Source organism: Streptomyces sp. NPDC004788, from assembly GCF_053601115.1.
Genome location: NZ_JBSGBF010000129.1, coordinates 1 through 19,346 on the forward strand (window position 1 = coordinate 1; position 19,346 = coordinate 19,346).

Annotated in this window: 14 protein-coding genes; 5 read left to right on the plus strand and 9 right to left on the minus strand. The window is 74.3% G+C overall.

Annotated features, from left to right (window positions below):
• Window positions 1–211: 211 nt before the first annotated feature.
• Window positions 212–1,486, plus strand: a complete 1,275-nt coding sequence (locus tag ACWEJX_RS34360; RefSeq protein ID WP_451611338.1) for an ATP-binding protein — start codon at window positions 212–214, stop codon at window positions 1,484–1,486.
• Here the strand turns inward: ACWEJX_RS34360 and ACWEJX_RS34365 are convergent.
• From ACWEJX_RS34365 to ACWEJX_RS34380, 4 genes are read right to left on the minus strand one after another with little or no spacing between them, the layout of a single operon-like run.
• Window positions 1,483–1,980 carry a GNAT family N-acetyltransferase gene (locus ACWEJX_RS34365; protein ID WP_451611339.1) on the minus strand — a complete coding sequence of 166 codons (498 nt, stop codon included), beginning with the start codon at window positions 1,978–1,980 and terminating at the stop codon, window positions 1,483–1,485. The genes ACWEJX_RS34360 and ACWEJX_RS34365 overlap by 4 nt on opposite strands.
• Before the next feature lie 19 nt (window positions 1,981–1,999).
• Complete coding sequence (locus tag ACWEJX_RS34370) at window positions 2,000–2,473, minus strand: hypothetical protein (RefSeq protein WP_451611340.1); 474 nt, start codon at window positions 2,471–2,473, stop codon at window positions 2,000–2,002.
• An 18-nt stretch (window positions 2,474–2,491) separates the two neighbouring features.
• On the minus strand, window positions 2,492–3,724 hold the full coding sequence (locus ACWEJX_RS34375; protein WP_451611341.1) for a threonine synthase: 1,233 nt from the start codon (window positions 3,722–3,724) through the stop codon (window positions 2,492–2,494).
• Window positions 3,721–5,241: a hypothetical protein gene (locus tag ACWEJX_RS34380; protein WP_451611342.1), complete on the minus strand. Its 1,521-nt coding sequence runs from the start codon at window positions 5,239–5,241 to the stop codon at window positions 3,721–3,723. The genes ACWEJX_RS34375 and ACWEJX_RS34380 overlap by 4 nt, the downstream gene beginning before the upstream one ends.
• Window positions 5,242–5,448: 207 nt before the next feature.
• Between ACWEJX_RS34380 and ACWEJX_RS34385 the strand changes: the two genes are divergently transcribed.
• Complete coding sequence (locus tag ACWEJX_RS34385) at window positions 5,449–6,906, plus strand: PP2C family protein-serine/threonine phosphatase (RefSeq protein ID WP_451611343.1); 1,458 nt, start codon at window positions 5,449–5,451, stop codon at window positions 6,904–6,906.
• A 61-nt stretch (window positions 6,907–6,967) separates the two neighbouring features.
• On the opposite strand, the gene ACWEJX_RS34390 is transcribed toward ACWEJX_RS34385, so the two are convergent.
• Window positions 6,968–8,458 (minus strand): DNA-binding protein NsdB, encoded by a 1,491-nt coding sequence (locus ACWEJX_RS34390; protein WP_451611344.1) that lies wholly within the window; start codon window positions 8,456–8,458, stop codon window positions 6,968–6,970.
• A gap of 237 nt (window positions 8,459–8,695) precedes the next feature.
• Here ACWEJX_RS34390 and ACWEJX_RS34395 point away from each other — a divergent pair, with 237 nt between their 5' ends.
• The 3 genes from ACWEJX_RS34395 to ACWEJX_RS34405 all read left to right on the plus strand — a co-directional run bounded on the left by ACWEJX_RS34395 (window position 8,696) and on the right by ACWEJX_RS34405 (window position 14,421).
• On the plus strand, window positions 8,696–9,826 hold the full coding sequence (locus ACWEJX_RS34395) for an aminoglycoside phosphotransferase family protein (RefSeq protein ID WP_451611345.1): 1,131 nt from the start codon (window positions 8,696–8,698) through the stop codon (window positions 9,824–9,826).
• A gap of 265 nt (window positions 9,827–10,091) precedes the next feature.
• On the plus strand, window positions 10,092–12,041 hold the full coding sequence (locus ACWEJX_RS34400) for an N-acetylmuramoyl-L-alanine amidase (protein WP_451611346.1): 1,950 nt from the start codon (window positions 10,092–10,094) through the stop codon (window positions 12,039–12,041).
• Window positions 12,042–12,213: 172 nt separating this feature from the next.
• Window positions 12,214–14,421: a terpene synthase family protein gene (locus ACWEJX_RS34405; RefSeq protein WP_451611347.1), complete on the plus strand. Its 2,208-nt coding sequence runs from the start codon at window positions 12,214–12,216 to the stop codon at window positions 14,419–14,421.
• 50 nt (window positions 14,422–14,471) lie between these two features.
• Here ACWEJX_RS34405 and ACWEJX_RS34410 read toward each other — a convergent pair whose 3' ends face one another.
• The 4 genes from ACWEJX_RS34410 to ACWEJX_RS34425 form a co-directional block, all read right to left on the minus strand.
• Window positions 14,472–14,840, minus strand: coding sequence for an RNA-binding S4 domain-containing protein (locus ACWEJX_RS34410; protein WP_451611348.1), 369 nt, complete (start codon window positions 14,838–14,840; stop codon window positions 14,472–14,474).
• A 16-nt stretch (window positions 14,841–14,856) separates the two neighbouring features.
• Window positions 14,857–15,357, minus strand: a complete 501-nt coding sequence (locus ACWEJX_RS34415; protein ID WP_389213830.1) for a hypothetical protein — start codon at window positions 15,355–15,357, stop codon at window positions 14,857–14,859.
• Between the two features lie 49 nt (window positions 15,358–15,406).
• Complete coding sequence (locus tag ACWEJX_RS34420; protein ID WP_451611349.1) at window positions 15,407–18,709, minus strand: ATP-binding protein; 3,303 nt, start codon at window positions 18,707–18,709, stop codon at window positions 15,407–15,409.
• A 96-nt stretch (window positions 18,710–18,805) separates the two neighbouring features.
• The gene (locus ACWEJX_RS34425; protein ID WP_451611350.1) at window positions 18,806–19,228 is read right to left on the minus strand and encodes an ACT domain-containing protein; all 423 of its coding nucleotides are present in this window, start codon (window positions 19,226–19,228) and stop codon (window positions 18,806–18,808) included.
• Window positions 19,229–19,346 lie beyond the last annotated feature (118 nt).

The following is a 19,346-nucleotide window of genomic DNA, read 5'->3' on the forward strand; positions in this document are numbered from 1 at the left end:
TGCTGCCCGGTGGGGTGGGGCTGGGTTTGCGGCTGGGGTGGATGGGACCGTCTCTTTGCACCCGCTCCGCATAGAGCCGGTACGGAGCGTTTGACCGCCCCGCCTTGTGCACGGCGGCACAGGACCGGCCGGAGCCGCCCCGCCTAGCCTCGCCGACACCAGGCGCGACAGCACCCAGGCACAGGCGCAGCAACGAGGGGCGGTACCACCGGTGAACTGGCTCATTCACGACTACCGCGAGAGCGATCTCGCCGCCGTCGTCCATCTCATCGACACCACGGCCGAGCTCGGCCAGGAGTCGGTCTTCTCGCTCGCCGAGTGCATCGGCGCCCTGACCTCCCGCCAGCCGGCCGTCGTCGCCGTCCACCAGGGCGTGCCCATCGGCGCGGCGCTCGCCTGCGTCGCCGGGGAGCGGGCCTGGGTGATGCGGATCGCGATCTCGTCGGCGTGGCGCGGCCGGGGCCTGGCCAGCGCGCTCCTGATGGAGCTGGAGCGGCGGCTCGTGGCGGCCCGGGTGGCCCGGATCGCGTACGTGCTGCCGGAGGAGGAGCTGCTCGGCGAGGGACTGCTGAACGCCGGCTACACCCGGCAGCCCGCCGTCGCCTACTTCGAGAAGGTCGAGCCGCTGCACGGCCCGGCCGCCGGTCTGCTCGACGACCTCGGCGGCCGGCTGCTGCCGACCGACCTGTGGGGCAGGGTCGCCGGCATGGAGCGGGAGAAGGACCTGATCGAACGGCGTGTCGTGCTGCCGCTGGCCGAGCCCGAGCGGGCCGCCCGGCACGGCGTGCGGCCGCCGCGCGCGATCGGTCTCTTCGGGCCGCCCGGCACCGGCAAGACGACCTTCGCCCGGGCCATCGCCTCCCGGCTCGGCTGGCCGTTCGTCGAGATCCTCCCGTCCCGGCTCGCGGACGAGGGCAACCTGGCGGCGGCGCTGCGCGCGGCCTTCGCCCGGATCGCCGAGCTGGACCGGGTGCTCGTCTTCATCGACGAGGTGGAGGAGATCGCGCCCGTGCGCGCCGAGCCGGTGCAGCCGGGCGGCATGCACGGCGTCACCAACGAACTCCTCAAGCTGATACCGGGTTTCCGGGAGCGGGACGAGCGGCTGCTCGTGTGCGCGACCAACTCGATCCGCTCGATCGACCCGGCGTTCCTGCGCCCGGGCCGCTTCGACTACCTCATCCCGATCGGTACGCCGGACAAGGCGGCCCGCGCCGCGATCTGGTCCCGCTACACCGACGCGCGCCCGGACGTCGACGTGGACGCACTGGTCGCCGCCAGCGACCTGTTCACCCCTGCGGACATCGAGCACGCGGCGCGGATCGCCGCGCAGAACTCCTTCGAGCGGGACCTGGTGGCCGTGCAGCCGACGGCGCCCGGCGCGAGCACGGCGGACTACCTGGACGCGATCGCGCAGTGCCGGCCGACCGTGACCACCGAGATGATCGAGCAGTTCGGCTCGGACATCACGACGCACGCCCGCTTCTAAACGCGGGGGGCGGTCCTCCGGTAGAGCACCTGGTGGGCGTCATGCTCCACGAACGACTCGGCGTGGGTCATGCCGACCGCCTCCAGGAGCCGGCGGGAGCGCATGTTGGCCTCCTGGGTGACGGCGACGACACTCGGCGTGTCCTCCAGGGCCCGCGCCACGGCCGCGGCGACGGCCTCACGCGCGTACCCCTGCCCCCAGTGCTCGGGCAGGAACTGGTACGACACCTCCGTCTCGCCGCCCCGCCCCGCCCGCTCCACCGTGACCAGGCCGACGACCACGCCGTCGGCGGCCCGCTCGACGGCTCGACACTGCGGCGCGCCGACGATCCGCCGCTGCCTGATCCGCACGACGGCCTCGGTCACCGGGCCGCCGAGGTGCCGCCGTACCTCCGGATCGGTCCACAGCCGCGTCATCACCGGCAGGTCCCTGGGGCGCACGGGGCGGAGCACGAGCCGTTCGGTGATCAGCGGGGCGTCGGAGGCGGCGGGCATACCTCGATGATGGCAGGCCCTAGGCGGGCCAGAGGCCACGGGGGATGCCCAGATCGATCCGGGCCTGCTCGTGGAAGCGGTTCATCAGAGCTATCAGATCTCCTTCCACCGGCGTTCCGTCAGGAGTGCGGGTCGGCGCGAGCACCTGCCGCCACACGACGAGGTTGACATGGTTGGCCGCCTCGATGGCCTCCGGCGACGCCAGCAGCACGAGGGTCTCGAACAACACGCTCCGCCTCAGCTCCGCCGCCTCCATCAAGGCGAGGTACTCCTGGCGCGCGTCCGTCCCCTCCGCCTCCTGCCGGGCTCGTTTCGCGGTGCTGGATATCTCCTTCACGCAGCCGGCGTACTCGATGTACGTGGTGAGCTTGCGCTCGTCCCAGCGGGTCGCCATGGCCCGCCGGTGGCGGGTGCGTTCGGCCATGGTGGTGGCGAGGTACGAGGTGAGGGCACCGATGAGGACGCCGGCGAGCGTCACGAGCTGAGTGATCATGGTGTCGAACCCTAGGACCTAGAGCTCGTGTTCGAGCAGCGCCCTCACGTCCTCCCAGGCCAGATCCATGGGCGCATAAGAGTCCCGGGCCGTGGCCGTGTCCTTGTAGCCGCTGGAGGTGGCCACGCAGACGACGGGGCCGTCCTCGTCGGCCGGCTTGGGGCCGTGGGCGCGCAGGCCCGCGAGGCCGGCCGCCGCGGAGACCTCGTACCAGAGGCCCTGGGCCGCCAACTCGGCCTGTGCCTCGATCATCTGAGGATCTGTCACCGTACGGGCCCCGCCGCCGGTGGCCCGCAGGGCGACGACGCCGCGGTAGCCGCCGATCTCGCAGTCGATGGCGTACGCGGCGGTCGGCCCGGCCGGGACCCGGGCCGTGTCGGCGCCGGTGCGCATGGCCGTGGTGAGGGCTCCCGCGGCGGACGGCTCGGTGGCGTACACGCGCGGGACGGAGCCGGTGACGCCGAGCCGGGCCAGTTCCTGGAAGCCCTTGGCCACGCCGTAGAGCAACTCGCCGTATCCGGTGGGGAGATGGACGGCGGCAGGGGCTCGGCCGAGGGCGAGGGCGATCTCGTAGGCGACGGTCTTGTAGCCCTCGGGCCCGAAGGGGTGGCCGGTGTGCGCGGTGTCGGTGACGCTGCTGACCGGCTGGTAGCCGAACTCGTCCACGATCCGGCGCATGAAGGGCCGTACGTTCGCCGGTGGGACGGTGAGCACGGTCGCGCCGTAGGCCCGCATGTGGGAGGCGACGGCCGGCGGGGCGGTCGGCGAGGTGAAGAGGACGCAGGGCAGGCCGGCGCGGGCCGCGTAGGCGGCGGTCGACGCGCCGTGGTTGCCGGAGGACGACACGACGATCCCGCGGGCGCCGGACGCGACGGCGGCGGACACGGCGACCCGGTTCAGGCGGTCCTTGTGGCTCCAGGTGGGGTTGCGGGACTCGTCCTTGATCCAGACACCGTCGGCGAGCTCCACCAGCGGCGTGTCGCCCTCGCCGAGCCCGGGCGCGACGAGCGGCGGGAGGAGCGGCGCCCAGCGCTCCAGGCCGTGCGCGGGCGGGCGGGTGAAGAGGTCGGCGGGGACGCGGTCATAGGCGTAGTCGATGTCGAGCGGGTACGCGGTGGCGTCGGTCGACGTGACGGGGCAGCCCGCGGTGAGCGGCGGCCACAACGGGTGGCGGACGTCCGGGTCGCGGAGCGAACGCTGGGCGGTGGCAAGGGAATCGGTGGAGTGGGTCACGTCGTCAAGGAGACTCATGTCGCCATCTTCCGCTGGAGCGCGGCGAGCGCGCCGGCGTGTCGTCCTGGAACCCGGCGGCGCAGCTCGACGAGCGCCGGGCCGAGGGCGCGGGCCTGGGCCGGGTCCTCGATCTGCTCCCACTGGTGGTGCGCCCGGTCCACCGCCCCCTCGACATCCGGTTCGTCCGGCTCCTGCCGCAGCCCGAGCCGGGCCTGCGCGGCGGCGATCCACAGCTCGCAGCTCCGGGCCGGCTCCCCGGCGAGCCGCGCCAGATCCGCCCGTACCTCCACCCAGTGCAGCGCCTCTCCCGACCTGGGCCCGTACCGCCTGAGCGCCTCGCTCTCCCACGCGGCCGCCATCGCGGCGGCCTCCCCGTGCCGCCCGGCCATCGCCGCGGCCAGGATCGCCGGATGCGGGTCCACGTCGCCGCCGGGCGTGGGCGGCGCGTCGCCGGCCACGACCTCGGGCGCCCGCCGCGGTCGAGGCGGCACGACCACCGGCGCGGGGGCCTGGGCCGCGGGGGCGCTCGCGAGGGGCGCGGCGGGCGGGTCGGCCGGAGGTCGCGACGCGCCGTACGCGCCCGGGGCGCTCTCCTGGGCCCGGGCGTGCGAGGGCTCGACGTGTCCCGCCCGCTGCCCCGCGTACCGGCCCGCCTCGGGTCCCCTCTGCTGCGCGGCCTGCTGCCCCGTGCGCTGCCCCGCCTCGTGACCTGCCTGCTGCCCCGCCTCGTGACCTCCCTGCCGCCCCGTGCGCTGCCCCGTTTCGCGCCCTCCCCCCTGAACCGGCTGCTGCCCCGCCTGCTGCTCTGTCTGCCGTCGTGGCACCGCCATGGCCCCGGGGATCGCCGTGGCGCTCACCGGCGTGTCGGCCGCCCCGCCGCTCACGCCCAGGAGAATCGCCTCCTCCTGCCCCGCGGCCCGCGCGACCGCTCCCGCCTCCTCGTGCAGGGCGGCGAGCGCGGGGCGCGCGCCCGACCGCCACACCGAGGCGAAGTGGCGGAGGTAGTCAGGCGTGTTGAGCGCGCCGCGCCGCGGGAAGGGGGTGATCCGGGCGAAGAAGGCGGCGGACGGAGGGAGTTCGAGCGCGGCCGGCCCGGCGCCGTCCAGGCGCTCCCACAGCTCCGGGTCGGCGGACAGGTCCGCGACGACCGTGGTGGCGCCGGGGCGGCGCGGGGCGAGTTCGGTCGCGAGCCAGTGCCAGGGGAGGCCGGTGTAGCGGAGGGTCGCCGGGGTGCTGCGGGCGAGCGCGAGGTGCGGCAGGCGCTGGCGGCGGTCGAGTTGGAGCTGGCCCGCGAGGCAGAGGGTGAGCGGGCCGGGCGCGGCCGCGGCGGCGCGCAGCCGGGTGAGGACGGTCTGCGGGTCGAGGGGGTCCGCCAGTTCGACGACCGTCGCCGTGTGCGTACCGGTGAGCACCCCCGCGGGCACCGCCGCGAGCGCGGGCAGCACCGTCGCCGCGTCCATCGCCCGACCCCGTCCGGCCGGCGCCGCCGCCAGCAGTACCGCCGTACCCACCGCGTTCACCTCGTTGCTCACCACCCCTGCACCGTAACGCGTGGCCGCCTGGCCGAAATGCGGACGGGGTGTGTCCGGATCGCCGCTGGGCCTTTGGCACATGCCAGAAGCACCACCGTATCGAGTGTTGCCAAATCCCTTACGGCGTGTCCCGGGCTGTGCGAAAGTCTTACCCGGGCTTTCCTTCCAGACCTGGCCGTGCCACGTCGCCTGCCTGCATCGGAGTACGACATGCCGTCCCATCTGTCCGCGGACCGTCCGGCCCAGCCGCCCGAGCCGGGCACGGTGGACGCGCTCATCAAGCAGACGCGCCGGCTGCGCGGCGGAGTGGACGCCGTGCGCCGGGACGCGGTGGTGGACGAGGACGATCCGCACAACCGCTGGCAGCGCGCCCTGTGCGATCTGGCCGTGCACCAACTGGACGATCTCGACGAGCACTTGGGCCAGCTGAAGGCCGGCCTGCCCGGCGAGACGGCGTCGGTCCTCGCGGACCCGTCCGGCGCCGCCGCCGCGTACGCCGAGCCGGCGGCCCCGCCCCGGCGCACCGGATCCCTCCTCTCCCGGGTCGGCAGCGCCGAGTGGGACCTGCTCACCGATGACGCGCACTGGTCCGAGGAGCTGTTCCAGATCTTCGGCCGGCCGCAGGAGAGCGGCCCGATGACCCTGGACGAGCTGCCGTCGATGGTGTTCGCGGAGGACCAGCCCGTCCTCCAGGCGATGGTGACCGACTGTCTGATCGACGGTAAGCCGATCGACGGCGAGTTCCGGATCGTCCGCACCGACGGCCGGGTCCGCACCGTGCACATGACGGGCGAGCCGGTCCTCGACGCCGACGGCTGCACCGCCTCCATGTGGGCGGTCTTACGGGACGTCAGCGAGCTGCGCCGCAGCGAGCGAGCGGTCCGCGAGACCCGGGACAGCCTCCAGCGCCACCGGCAGATCGAGCACACCGAGCGGCGGGTCGCGGTCGAGCTCCAGGAGGCCGTGCTGCCGCCCTGGCGCGGCTCGCTGCGCTTCGCCCACGACGGCCCTGCCCCGCTCGACGTGGCCGGGCTCTATCTGCCGGCCGCGACGACCGGCCTCATCGGCGGCGACTGGTACGACGCGCTGACGCTCCCGGACGGGGACGCGCTGCTCACGGTCGGCGACCTCACCGGGCACGGCGTCGCCGCGACCTCCTCGATGGCGATGCTGCTCGGCGCGCTGCGCGGCATGGCCGTGGCGGGGATCCGGCCGGGCGCCCTGCTGGGACATCTGAACCAGCTCCTGGAGACCTCGGTCCAGCCCGCCCTCGGCAGCGCGCTGTGCTGCCGCTACGACCCCGCCGCGCAGACCCTCACCTGGTCCCAGGCCGGCCACCCCGCCCCGCTGCTGTTCCGCGACGGGACGGGGCGCGCCCTGAGCCGCCCCGAGGGTGTGCTGCTCGGGGCGACGACCGGGGCGGTGTACGAGGAGGCCGAGACGCGGCTGCTCCCGGGCGACCTGCTCCTGCTGCACACCGACGGACTGACCCGCACGGGCGACGCCCCGGACGACACCGGCGCGGAGCGCCTGCTGGCCCTCGCCCCGCGCCTCGCCACGGCACGCGACGCGCAGGACTGTGTCCGGTCGGTGGTGCGGGAGTTCGGCGAGGGTCCGCGCGAGGACGACGCCTGCGTGATGGTCGTACGGGTCGGGCGCGGGCGCTGATCAGCGGGCCGGCGGCCGACCCGCCGGCCCTCCCCGTGAGCCGGCGAACCGGCCCCGTCCCTCACGCCTCCCCGGTGCGCGGCCGGTTCGCCGGCGCCTTCGGGAGCGCCGTCTCGATCTCCTCCCGCAGGTCCTCGATCTTGGTGTAGCCCGCGTACTGGCCGGTCAGCCGGTACATCTCGCGCAGCCGGTCCCAGGTGCGGTGCGAGGAGGTGTCGCCCATGGAGACCAGCGCGAGCCGGGCGTAGCGGTCCGCCTGCTCGGGGTCGTCGGCGATGAAGCAGGCCGAGGCGAGCGAGATGTGGTCGAAGAGCTTCGACCGGTCGTGGCCGTTCTTGCGCAGTTCGAGGGCGAGCTTGGCGTGGCGCTGGGCCGGGACCGCGGCGGCCGGGTCGTGCTCGGCGAGGGTGCGGTAGGCGAGCGCCTGCATGCCGTGCAGGTCGGCCTTGTCGAAGTTCTGCATCCAGCTCGGCTTCTCCTCGCCCTGGTCGGAGACGAAGAGGTCCTCGGCCTCGCCGAGCGTGCGGCGCATGGCCTGGCCCCGGCCCATGGACGCCTGCGCCCATGCCTCGATGGTGTGGAACATGGCCTTGGTGCGGGGCAGCAGCCGCTCCCCGGCGCCGGAGGTGGCGAGCTTCATCAGGTCGAGCGCCTCGTCGGGCCGGCCGAGGTGGACCATCTGGCGGGCGGCGCGGGAGAGCGCCTCACCCGCGCGTGGGCGGTCGCCGCCCTCGCGGGCCGCGTGCGCGGCGATGACGAAGTACTTCTGGGCGGTGGGTTCGAGGCCGACGTCGTGGGACATCCAGCCGGCGAGGACGGCCAGGTTGGCGGCCACGCCCCACAGTCTGCGCTGCAGGTGGTCGGGGTGGTGGTAGGCGAGCATGCCGCCCACCTCGTTGAGCTGGCCCACCACGGCCTTGCGCTGGAGCCCGCCGCCGCGGGAGGCGTCCCAGGCACGGAACACCTCGACGGAGCGCTCCAGGGCGTCGATCTCCTCCGACCCGACGGGGGCGGCCTCGTAGCGGTCGTACCCGGCGGGGTCGGCGTGGAGGGGATCGGTGGCGCGGGGGGCGGCGCCGGCGCGTGCGGGGTCGGTGTGGAGCCAGTCGTGCATGGCGTTGGTGAGTACGGAGCCGGCGGCGAGTGCCGCGCCGGCGCCCACCAGGCCGCGTCGGTTGAGCATGAGGTCCATTCCCGTGAATTCGGTGAGGACCGCTGCCGTACGCTCGGGCGCCCAGGGCAGCCCGTCAGGGTTGTCGGTGTTCCTGACGTCCCGCCTCTTTCCGGCGCGCCCGTGTCGTACGAACCCGAGGTCCTCGATGGTCACGACACGGCCGAGTCGCTCGGTGAACAGCGCCGCCAGCACCCGGGGCACGGGATCGCGCGGGGTCTCCCCCATGTCGATCCAGCGCCGGACCCGTGAGGTGTCGGTCGCCAGCTGGGGGTGGCCCATGGCCGCCGCCTGCCGGTTCACGAGTCTCGCGAGTTCGCCCTTGGACCAGCCGGCCAGGCCGAAAAGGTCCGCCAGGCGGGTGTTGGTGTGTCCTGTCACGTCTAAGCCCCCAGGTTCTCGGCTGAGTTGACAGTAGCCCCCTGTCATAGGGCTGGCGACTATTCGCCAGGGTTCGCCAGGGTGCGCCCGATGTTCCGCCACCCGCGCCCGGGTGTCAGGTAGGAACGCGCCACCCCGCCCCGTCGACCGGCCCTCATTTTCCCCAGGGTGCGGTCCGGTCGGGCGGGCGGGGCGACGCACGCAACTCGTCGGCACACGAAGGGATCTGTCTCCTCCATGTACACAGCATCGTCCTCCGTGTCCGCCCCGCCCCGGCCGCTCTACCCCACCGTTCCGGCCGGTTCCGGACCGTACCTCGCCCCCGCTCCGAGGCAGGGAGCGGCGCGGCCGAGGCGCTGGGCGGGCAGCACCGTCCAGCCGCCGAGCGGGAGAATCGATCTGTCCGGCCCCCAGGGCGCCCAGCTGCGCACGGCCATCGCGTCCGTCCACCGGATCTGCCCGGAGTTCAACCCGGTGCAGGTGCTGCGGCGCAGCGGACGCTCCGTACTGATCGTGGGCACGACCGGGCGGACGACCGCGGTCGCCAAGTGTTTACTGGACCACTCCCCCGCCTGGGTCGAGCGGTTCCGGCACGAGATAGCTTCCTACCGCTCCTTCGTCCGGCACCGTCCCCCGGTGCGCGCGCCGCGGCTGATCGCCGCGGACCCGGAGAACTGCACGCTGGTCATCGAGCGGATGCCGGGACGGGCGGCGGCGCTGACCCGCCACCCGGTCGAGGCGCCGCCCCGCGCGGACGTCCGGGCCGCGCTGGGCGCCGTGGCGCGGCTCAACGCCTGGCGGCCGCCGGCCGGGACGTTCGACGCGCCGCTCGACTACGGGGCGCGGATCGCCCGCTTCCACGAGCTCGGTCTCTTCACCGACCGGGACCGGGACGACCTGCAGAAGCTGCTGCACGGGCTCGCGCAGGCGGGCGGGCGGCAGGGCATGGGGCAGTTCTGTCACGGTGACGCCCTGCTCTCCAACATCCTGCTGTCGCCGGCCGGTCCGGTGCTCGTCGACTGGGAACACGCCGGGTGGTACCTGCCCGGCTACGACCTGGCGACGCTCTGGGCGGTGCTCGGCGACGCGCCCCTCGCCCGGCGCCAGATCAGCCAGCTGGCGCAGCAGGCGGGGACGGCCTCGCGTGACGCGTTCCTGGTGAACCTGATGATCGTGCTGACCCGGGAGATCCGTACGTACGAGACGGCGGTGCAGCGCACGATCAAGGAGGCGCCGCCGGCCGGTTCGGTCCCGGTGCCGACGGGTGCGCTGGCGCCGGGCGAGGAGCAGCGGCTGCTGTTGCGGCGGCTGCACGACGACTGCGCCATGGCACGGCGGGCCGTGCGCGCGGCGGTCGGCACGCGCTGAGCGGGCCGGCGGACCGAGAACGGGGTGGCGCGCCGCGCGCCCGGTGCCGACACACCGGGGGCGCGGCGTTCCGTTTCGGGACGCCGGGCCCGTCCCCATTGGTCCACTCCACTGACGCGCCGCAGGCGGGCGCACCGTCTCCGGGAAACCGTCCTGACGTGGGAAATCGACGCGTCCGGCGGGTGATTGACGGATCGTCCGGGAGCCGCTACCCCTGTACGGGTTCGGTCCCGCACGCCCCCGCACCCCCTCCCTGGAGGCTGCCTTGCTCCGTTCCACGTCCCTCAGACGTGTCGCGCCCGCCGTCCTGCTCCTCCCCCTGTTGTCCGGCGCGCCCGCGGCCACCGGCACCGCCACCGCCGATCAGCCGGAAGCGGGTCTGCTCCAGCGGCAGTTCGCGGTGGCGGCCGAGCGCCATGGCGTGCCGCAGAGCGTGCTGCTCGCCGTGTCGTACCTCCAGTCGCGCTGGGACACGCACGGCGGCGCGCCGAGCGTGACCGGCGGCTACGGTCCGATGCACCTCACCGACGCGGTGACGGCGCTCGCCGAGGCGCCGCACCACGCCGACGGCACGGAGGACGCGCGTGGCGACGACGCGCGGGCGCCGCGGCTGCCGAAGCCCGCGCCGGAGCCGGAGCCGGGTGCGGCGCTGCCCGCGCGGCTGCGGACCCTCGAACAGGCCGCCGAGCTGACCGGCCGGCCGGCCGAGGAGCTGCGCACCAGCACGGCCGCGAACATCGACGGCGGTGCGGCGCTGCTCGCCGCGGCGCAGCGGGCCGCGGGCCTGCCGGCGAGCGCCGACCCGGCCGACTGGTACGGGGCGGTGGCGCGCTACTCGGGCGCGGACGACTCGGCGACGGCGGCCACGTACGCGAACGACGTCTTCGACGTGATCCGCTCCGGCGAGTCGCGCACCACGGACAGCGGCCAGGAGGTCGTCCTGGCGGCCGATCCGGACGTCGCCCCGGCCATCGGCCAGGTCGCGGCGCTGGGCCTGCGGGCGCCCGCGAAGGGCCCGGTGGAGTGCCCGGAGTCGGTGGCGTGCGAGTGGGTCCCGGCGCCGTACGAGGAGTTCGGGGACGGCGACTACGGCAACCACGACAAGGCGGACCGCCCGGTCTCGCAGTCGGTGGACTACATCGTCATCCACGACACCGAGGGCAGCTGGGCCACCACCCTGAAGCTGGTGCAGGACCCGACGTACGTGTCCTGGCAGTACACCCTGCGCTCCTCGGACGGGCACGTCGCGCAGCACCTGGCGCTGAAGGACGTGGGCTGGCACGCGGGCAACTGGTTCCTGAACGCGAAGTCGGTGGGCCTGGAGCACGAGGGCTTCCTCACCTCGCCGGACTCCTGGTACACGGAGGCGATGTACCGCTCGTCGGCGCGCCTGGTGCGCTATCTGGCGAAACGGTACGGCATCCCGCTGGACCGGCAGCACGTCCTGGGCCACGACAACGTGCCAGGGCCGACGGCGGCGAGCGTCAGGGGCATGCACACGGACCCCGGCCCGTACTGGGACTGGGCGCACTACTTCCAGCTGCTGGGACGGCCGATCACGCCGAGCGCGGGCCCGGACGCGGGTGTGGTGACGATCCGGCCGGACTACGCGTCGCACCAGCCGGTGTACACGGGGTGCGTGACGGCCGGGGAGGCGTGCGCGCCGCACGGGAGCGGTGCGGTGCGCCTGCACACCTCCCCGAGCGCCGACGCGCCGCTGGTGAAGGACATCGGACTGCGGCCCGGCGGGCAGGACTCCACGACCGGGGTGAACGACACGGGCGCGCGGGCGTCCACCGGCCAGAGCTACGCGGTCGCCGAGCGGCAGGGCGACTGGACGGCGATCTGGTACCTGGGGCAGAAGGCGTGGTTCCACAACCCGAAGGAGGAGCCGACGGCGGTGAACGCGCGCGGTTCGGTGCTCACTCCGAAGGAGGGTCTGGCGTCGGTGCCGGTGTACGGGCGGGCGTATCCGGAGGCGGCGGCCTATCCGGCCGGGGTGCCGGTGCAGGCGGTCTCCCCGCTGCCGTACAAGCTGCTCGCCGGGCAGCGGTACGTGGTGGGCGGCCGCACGGCGGGCGAGTACCTCTACGCACCCACGTTCGATACCGCGGGCCACGCGGTCGTCCGCGGTCAGGAGGAGTACTACGAGATCCAGTTCGGCCATCGGGTGGCCTTTGTGAAGGCCGCTGACGTGCGGGTTTCCCAGGCCTGAGCAGGTCTGGCCGAAACCTGACGGGTGTCTCCGGGCCGCCGCGAGAACGCGGTCCGGACGGCACCCCATGACCGTTCGTATGACTATTCCGGTGTTCGCGTGGAGGCGGAGGTCGGCGGGTAATGCTCGGCCGGACGACCGCCCATCACGCTCACCGAGAGGCCCTCCTCGCATGGCTCAGCCCTTCGTTCTGCCGGATTTCTATGTTCCGTATCCGGCGCGGCTCAATCCCCATGTGGAGGTGGCCCGGACGCACACGCGTGACTGGGCGCGCTCGATGGGGATGCTGGAGGGCTCCGGCGTCTGGGAGGAGGCGGACCTCCAGTCGCACGACTACGCGCTGCTCTGCTCGTACACCCACCCCGACTGCGACGCCGAGGTGTTGTCGCTGGTCACCGACTGGTACACCTGGGTCTTCTTCTTCGACGACCACTTCCTGGAGATCTTCAAGTACAGCGGGGACCGGGCCGGCGGCAAGGCGTATCTCGACCGGCTGCCGCTCTTCATGCCCGCCGATCCGGCGGCCGGGATGCCCGAGCCGACGAACCCGGTCGAAGCCGGACTCGCCGACCTGTGGCGGCGGACCGTGCCGGCGATGTCGGAGGCGTGGCGGGTGCGGTTCGCCGAGGCGACCGAGCACCTGCTCCACGAGTCCCTGTGGGAGCTCGACAACATCAACTCGGGCCGGATCGCCAACCCCGTCGAGTACATCGAGATGCGCCGCAAGGTCGGCGGTGCGCCCTGGTCGGCCGGGCTCGTCGAGTACGCGGCGGGCGCCGAGGTGCCCGAGCCGGTGGCGCACTCCCGGCCCCTGCGCGTGCTGCGCGACGCCTTCTCCGACGCGGTCCATCTGCGCAACGACCTCTTCTCGTACCAGCGGGAGGTGGAGCAGGAGGGCGAGAACAGCAACGGGGTGCTGGTCCTGGAGAAGTTCCTCGGCTGCACGACGCAGGAGGCGGCGGACGCCGTCAACGACCTGCTGACCTCGCGGATCCAGCAGTTCGAGAACACGGCGCTCACCGAAGTACCCGCGCTCTGCCTGGAGCAGGGCCTCGGCCCGGCGGAGGCCGCGGCCATCGCCGCGTACACCAAGGGGCTCCAGGACTGGCAGTCCGGCGGCCACGAGTGGCACATGCGCTCCAGCCGCTACATGAACGAGGGCCTGGTGACCGGCGGTTCGCCGTTCGACGGGGTGCTCGGCACCTCCGCCCGTGACGTGCGCACCCTGTTCGGCCGTCCGGCCGAGAGCCGGGCCCGCGCGCTCACCCACCGGCCGCACCAGAAGGTGGGCCCATCCCTCCTGCCGGACTTCGACCTTCCCTACCCGCTGACGCTCAATCCGCACTACGCGGAAGCGCGTCGGCACACGGTGGACTGGGCGCAGCGCATGGGGCTCCTGGAGGACATCTGGGACCGGTCGATGGCGGAGGGCTTCGACCTCGCGCTCTGCTCGGCGGGCCTCGATCCGGACGCCACCGCCGACGAGCTGAAGCTCAGCGCCGACTGGCTGAGCTGGGGCACCTACGCGGACGACTACTACCCGATCGTGTTCGGCCGGCCGCGCAACCTCGTCGCCGCGAAGCGCCAGACCGACCGGCTCAAGTCCCTGATGCCGCTGGGGGACCACCGCACCGCGGGCGCGGGTGTGGCGGGGGCGCTGAACCCGCTGGAGCGCGCGCTCGTCGACCTGTGGGCGCGCACGACGGGCCCGATGACGGAGGCGGCCCGCGCCGAGCTGCGCACCGCCCTGGACGCCATGCTGGACAGCTGGCTGTGGGAGCTGCACAACACGGCCCAGCACCGGGTGCCCGACCCGGTCGACTACATCGAGATGCGCCGCAGCACCTTCGGCTCCGAGCTGACCATGCTGCTCTGCCGGCTGCGCCGCGACACGGCACTGCCGCCGGAACTCTTCCGCACGGGCACGGTGCGCGCCCTGGAGGGTTCGGTGATGGACTACGGGGCCATGATCAACGACCTGTTCTCGTACCAGAAGGAGATCGAGGTCGAGGGCGAGCTGCACAACCTGATGCTCGTGGTGCAGAAGTTCTTCGACTGCGACTACCCGGCGGCGGTGTCGATGGTCGACGACCTGATGCGCGGCCGGCTGCGCCAGTACGAGCACGTGAAGAAGCACGAAGTGCCGCTGCTCTTCCAGGACTTCGGGCTCGACGCGGCGGGCCGGGCGGCCTTCGGGGCGTATCTGCGGGAGCTGGAGGACTGGCTCGCCGGGGTCCTCAACTGGCACCGGAGCGTGCGCCGTTACGGGGCGGATGACCTCCACGCGGGCGCCGGGACCTCGCTGGCGCGGCGGGGCCCGCAGGGTCTCGGCACGTCGGCGGCGCGGCTCGCGGCGGCGTACGGCTCGCTCGCGCCGTAGCGACGACACGACAGCCCCCGGCGGGATGCCGGGGGCTGTCACAAGGTGGGTTACGGGTGCAGGCCGCGCAGCCGGTCGAGCTCGCGGCGGTCGCGCTTGGTGGGCCGGCCGGCGCCGCGGTCGCGGACGGCGGCGACGGCGACCTCCTCGCGCGGCGGCGGGGGCGGGGAGTTGTCCACGTACGCTTCGGCGGCGACGGGCGGACCGACCCGCTTGGTGTGCAGCTCCTTGACCTCGACGATCCGCTCCCGGCCACCGTGGAAGATCCGCACCTCGTCGCCCGGCTTGACGGGCTGTGCGGGCTTGGCCCGCTCCCCGTTGACCTTGACGTGCCCGGCGCGGCATGCCGCCGCGGCCTGGGACCGGGTCTTGGTGAGCCGGACGGCCCAGACCCAGCTGTCGACGCGCGCGCTGCTCATCGCCCCCGCCTCCCGGTCAGCCCTGCTGGAACAGCTCGGCGGGCAGCGGCTTGAGCAGGGCGTAGAGGTCGTCGGTGATGGGCCGGTCCCAACTGACGATGGTCACCAGGACGTTGTCGCTGCGGTCGAACTGCACGCAGGAGATCCGGCTCTCGGAGAGCTTGAGGCGGCGCACGATGAGCAGGTTGTCGCCCTGCATCACGGGCACGTCCTCCCGGTCGACGACCTCGACCGGCTCGTCGTTCTCGAGGGCGGCGAGCATCTGCGCGACCTCGAAGGGGACCTGGCCCTCGCCGAGCTCACGCGCCGGGGAGCCCTCGGGCAGGTTGCCGATGATCATCGCGGGGCCGCGGCCGCCGAACAGGTCGTAGCGCAGGAACACGCCCTGGCAGCTGCCGTCGGGGGCCGGCAGGAGACCGGCGCCGAGATTGCCGGGCCAGTCCCCGGGGTCCATGGCCAGGACGTCGAAGTCCGGGCCCGCGGGTGTGGCGGCGCTGCGGCGGCGGAGGAAGGACATACCGCCATGGTACGTGTCCCGGCGCGCGGTGCGGCGCGCCGGGGCGGCGTCAGGCATGGACCGTTCCCAGGGCCCGGGCCAGGCCCGTCTGGTCGGTGCCGAGCTTGCGGTAGACGGCGGAGAGCAGACGGGTGGCGGTGGCGCGGTCGACGCCGAGGACGGCGGCCGGGTCCTCGCCGCGGGCGGCCAGCTCGGCGGCGGTCCGCTCACGCGCGGTGAGCGTGTCGGTGCGGGCCGTCCGCAGCGTACGGGGGCGGAGTCCGGCGGCGGCGAGCTCGGCCCGGGCGTCCTCGACCAGGCCGTCGGCCCCACAGCTCTGGGCGGTCTCCAGACCCCGGTAGAGGTGCTCGGCGGCTTCCTCGGTGCGGCCGGCGCGGCGCAGCGCGATGCCGAGGGCGACGAGGGAGCGGGCCAGTTCGTACGCGGCGGGCGAGCGGTCGAGCCACTCGACGGACTCCTCCAGGAGCTTCACCCGGTCGGCGTCGCCGGAGACCTCGGCGGTGACGCGGAGCGCCCGGCCGATCGCGGAGGGCGCCCCGTACTGGCGGGCGCGCGCGACGGCCTCCTGGGCCGTCGCGAGGGCCCTCGACGGAGCGACGCCGTGCTGGGCGAGGGCGAGATGGAGCTGCCAGGGGCAGCACGACGGGTTGCGCTTGCCGCGCGGATCCAGCCGCTGGCCGACGGCGGACAGCGCGCCGAGGGCCTCCTCGGTGCGGTCGGTGGCGAGGAGCAGTCCGGCGTGGACCGTCTCGCAGTCGGGGATGGTGACGGTGTTGGGGAAGGGGTCGCCGAAGTCGTGGTCGCGGGCGACCCGCTCGGCCTCGTCCGTGCGGCCGCGGGCGAGAAGGATCTCGATCATGACGCCGGTGGCGTACCACAGGGCCGGGGTGCGGGGTCCGACCCGCTCGGCGAGGCGGAGTCCGGCGCGGGCGAAGTCCTCGGCCTCCAGGAGCCGGCCGCGCCGGAAGCGGATGTAGCCGAGCAGCGTGTACGCGAAGGAGAGGTGGGCGCCGCGCCAGCCCCGCTTCTCGAACTCGGCGGTGCCGGCGGCGAACAGCTCCTCGGCGCGGCCGGGCCGGTCGGCGTAGAGGAAGGTGAGGGCGACGAGGACGGGGACCTCGAAGCCACGGCTCTCGTCCGCCATGCTGAGGCCGCCTTCGAGGGCGCGTTCGGCGTAGCGAAGGGCGACGGAGGAGGGTTCGGCGCGCAGGGTGGCGTCCCAGGCGCGCAGCCCGATGACGTAGCGCTCGGTGAGGTCGCGGCCGGTGAGCCGGTCGGCGAGGGCGGCGAGGCGCCGGGAGCGGGCGGTCGATTCGGGTTCGTCGGCGCGCAGGGCGTCCCACATGAACTTCTCGGCCTGCATGCGCAGCCTGCTGCGGGCGTCGGTGGTGAGCCGGGTCTCGCGTTCAAGGAGCTCGGTGGCCTCGACGAGGCGGTCGCTGTGGGCGAGGACCTGCGCGAGGCGGTAGACGATGCCCTGCCGCAGCGCCGGGTCGGCGACCGGTTCCTCCAGGGCGGCGCGGAGGTGGTTGACGGTGGTGGCCGGTTCGGTGAGGAGCGAGGCGCAGCCGAGTTCGAAGAGGACGGCGGCGCGCTCGTCATGGTCCGGGGGTTCGCGCAGGGCGCGGGCGAGATAGCGGCGGGCGGTGTCGGGCGCGCCGGCCCGCAGGGTCTCCCCGGCGGCGGCCCGCAGGTGCTGCACGACCCAGGGGTCGCCCTCGGGATGGGTCTCGACGAGGTGGCGGGCGGCCGCGGTGGAGCCGAGTCCGGCGTCGACGACGCACCAGGCGGCCTGGCCGTGCAGGGCGACGCGGGTGGCGGCGGGGATGGCGTCGTAGACGGCGGTGGCGATGAGCGGGTGGACGAACTCCAGGGCGTCGCTCTCCGCGTCGACGGGCTCGGCGAGGACGCGCGCGCCGCGCAGCAGCGTGGCGCAGCGCGTGACCTCCTCGCTGCCGAGTCCGGCGACGGCGCCGGCGAGCTGCGGGGAGATCTCGGTGCCGAGGACGGCGCAGGCCCAGGCGAGACGGACGGTGGCGGTGCCGAGGCGCTCGATCTGGGCGATGAGTCCGCTGCCCTTGACGGCGGCGGCGAGGTCGCGCAGGGCGGGGGCGCGGTCGGCGACGGGTTCGAGGCCGCGGTCGCGGATCCTGACGGCGAGTTCGACGGCCTCGAAGGGGTTGCCGGAGGTGACGGCCCAGCATTCGTGGCAGAAGGCGTCGTCGGCGTGGGCGCCGACCCGGTCGCGGACGAGGCCGGCGATGGCGGTGGAGGTGAGCGGCTCCAGGCCGATGGGGCGCTGGCCGGACCGACGCCCGGTGAACTCCTCACCGGCCTCGGGAAGTTCATCGGGCCGGTAGGCGACGACGAGCAGCATGGGCAGTTCCTCGGCGCGGGGTGAGAACGCGGAGAGCCAGCCGAGGGACTCGGGGTCGGCCCAGTGCGCGTCGTCGAGCACGACGACGAGCGGGGCGCGGCGGACGGCGAGGTGGGTGAGGACCCAGTCGAGACCGTCGCGCAGACCCTGCGGGTCCGGCGGGGCGCCCTCGGCGGCGGTGCACAGGCCGAGGGCGGGGCCGACGATGTCGTACCAGCCGCCGAGCCGCTCGCGCAGCTCGGTGCGGGAGGCGGCGGCGAGCTGCGGCTGGAGCAGCTGCCGGGCGACGTGGAAGGCGACCCGCTGCTCCTGGTCGCCGCCGCGTGCGGAGAGCACCGTGCAGCCCTTGGCGGCGGCCCGGCGACGGATCTCGGCGAGCAGAGTGGTCTTGCCGAGTCCGGCGGGCGCGGCGTACGCGAGGACGCCGCCGCGGCGCGGGGATGCGCCGGCCCGTACGGGCACGCGGCCGGGGCCGGATCCGGGAACGAGCCGGAGAGCGCGGCCGGGGCGCCCGGGGTGGTGGAGAGCGCTGAGGGCGGTGGCGGGGTCTTCCGGGCGCCCGGCGCCGAAGGCGGGGGCCGACGGGTGCGCCGGAGCGGCAAAGTCGGGGCGGGACGTGCCGGCGGGCTCGCGACCGGAGTGCACGGCCGGGTCCGCTGGGTGCGCCGGAGCGGCAAAGTCCGGGCGGGGCGCGTCGGCGGGCCGGGCGTCCGCGCCGGGCTCGCGGCCGGAGGTCGCGGCGGGGTCCGTGGGTCCGGCCGAGTCGGCGTCCACGGATCCGGGAGCGGATTCGCCGACCGATCCGGACGCGGATCCGGGAGCGGCGGCGTCGCGGTCCGGCGGGGACTGCCAGGCGGCGTCGGAGCCGAGCCCGACGAGCAGGTTCAACGCGTCCTCGGCAGCGGCGAGTTCCGCCTCGCGCTCGAAGAGGCCGAAGCCCCGGCCGGCGGGACCGCCGGTGTGCTGTGTTGCCATCGTCCACCCCCACGATGGGGGCGCACGCCCGGTGCACAGGGGGGTGCACCGGGGCGGTGGCCCCGCGAAAGGCCCAGCGTACGCCGGGAGGCCAGGTCAGGGAGCAGCTTTGTGTGGGTTGTGTGAAAGGGCGTCGAGCACGGCCAAAGCCTGCTCCGCGCGGGCGTGTTCGACGAAGAGGTGATCATGGTGATAGCCGGCGACGACGTTGCAGCTCAGGCCCGCGTCGGCGAGCGCCCCGGCGACAGCCGCGGTGAGTCCGACGGCGTCGAGCGCGGAGTGCACGCGCAGGGTGATCCAGGCGGCCACGTAGTCGTACGCCAGCGAGGCCGCGTCGGCCTCCTCCTGGCGTACGACCATCGTCACGCCCTCGGGCTCGGCGACGGTGACGACCGGGGAGAGTCCTTCGGGCAGGGCGCCCGGATCGGCGCGGTCCAGCGTGGTGAAGACATAGCGGCCGGGGTTGCGTTCGGGCCGCATCCCGGCGAGCAGCCGGGCCAGGTCGCGCTCGGGCCTCACGTCAGGTCGAACTCCCCGTCGCGGGGGGGGGGCCCCCTCGCGCGCCCAACCCGCCCCGGGTGGGCGGGCGCCCGGCCCACCCCGCCCCCGCCCCCGCGCCGCGCGCTGAATCCCACCA

Bases quoted from the DNA above. Each gene is read 5' to 3' on its own strand.
- ACWEJX_RS34405 (WP_451611347.1), top strand. From the start codon at position 12,214: ATGGCTCAGCCCTTCGTTCTGCCGGATTTCTATGTTCCGTATCCGGCG.
- ACWEJX_RS34395 (WP_451611345.1), top strand. From the start codon at position 8,696: ATGTACACAGCATCGTCCTCCGTGTCCGCCCCGCCCCGGCCGCTCTAC.
- ACWEJX_RS34420 (WP_451611349.1), bottom strand. From the start codon at position 18,709: ATGGCAACACAGCACACCGGCGGTCCCGCCGGCCGGGGCTTCGGCCTC.
- ACWEJX_RS34375 (WP_451611341.1), bottom strand. From the start codon at position 3,724: ATGAGTCTCCTTGACGACGTGACCCACTCCACCGATTCCCTTGCCACC.
- ACWEJX_RS34365 (WP_451611339.1), bottom strand. From the start codon at position 1,980: ATGCCCGCCGCCTCCGACGCCCCGCTGATCACCGAACGGCTCGTGCTC.
- ACWEJX_RS34410 (WP_451611348.1), bottom strand. From the start codon at position 14,840: ATGAGCAGCGCGCGCGTCGACAGCTGGGTCTGGGCCGTCCGGCTCACC.
- ACWEJX_RS34415 (WP_389213830.1), bottom strand. From the start codon at position 15,357: ATGTCCTTCCTCCGCCGCCGCAGCGCCGCCACACCCGCGGGCCCGGAC.
- ACWEJX_RS34370 (WP_451611340.1), bottom strand. From the start codon at position 2,473: ATGATCACTCAGCTCGTGACGCTCGCCGGCGTCCTCATCGGTGCCCTC.
- ACWEJX_RS34385 (WP_451611343.1), top strand. From the start codon at position 5,449: ATGCCGTCCCATCTGTCCGCGGACCGTCCGGCCCAGCCGCCCGAGCCG.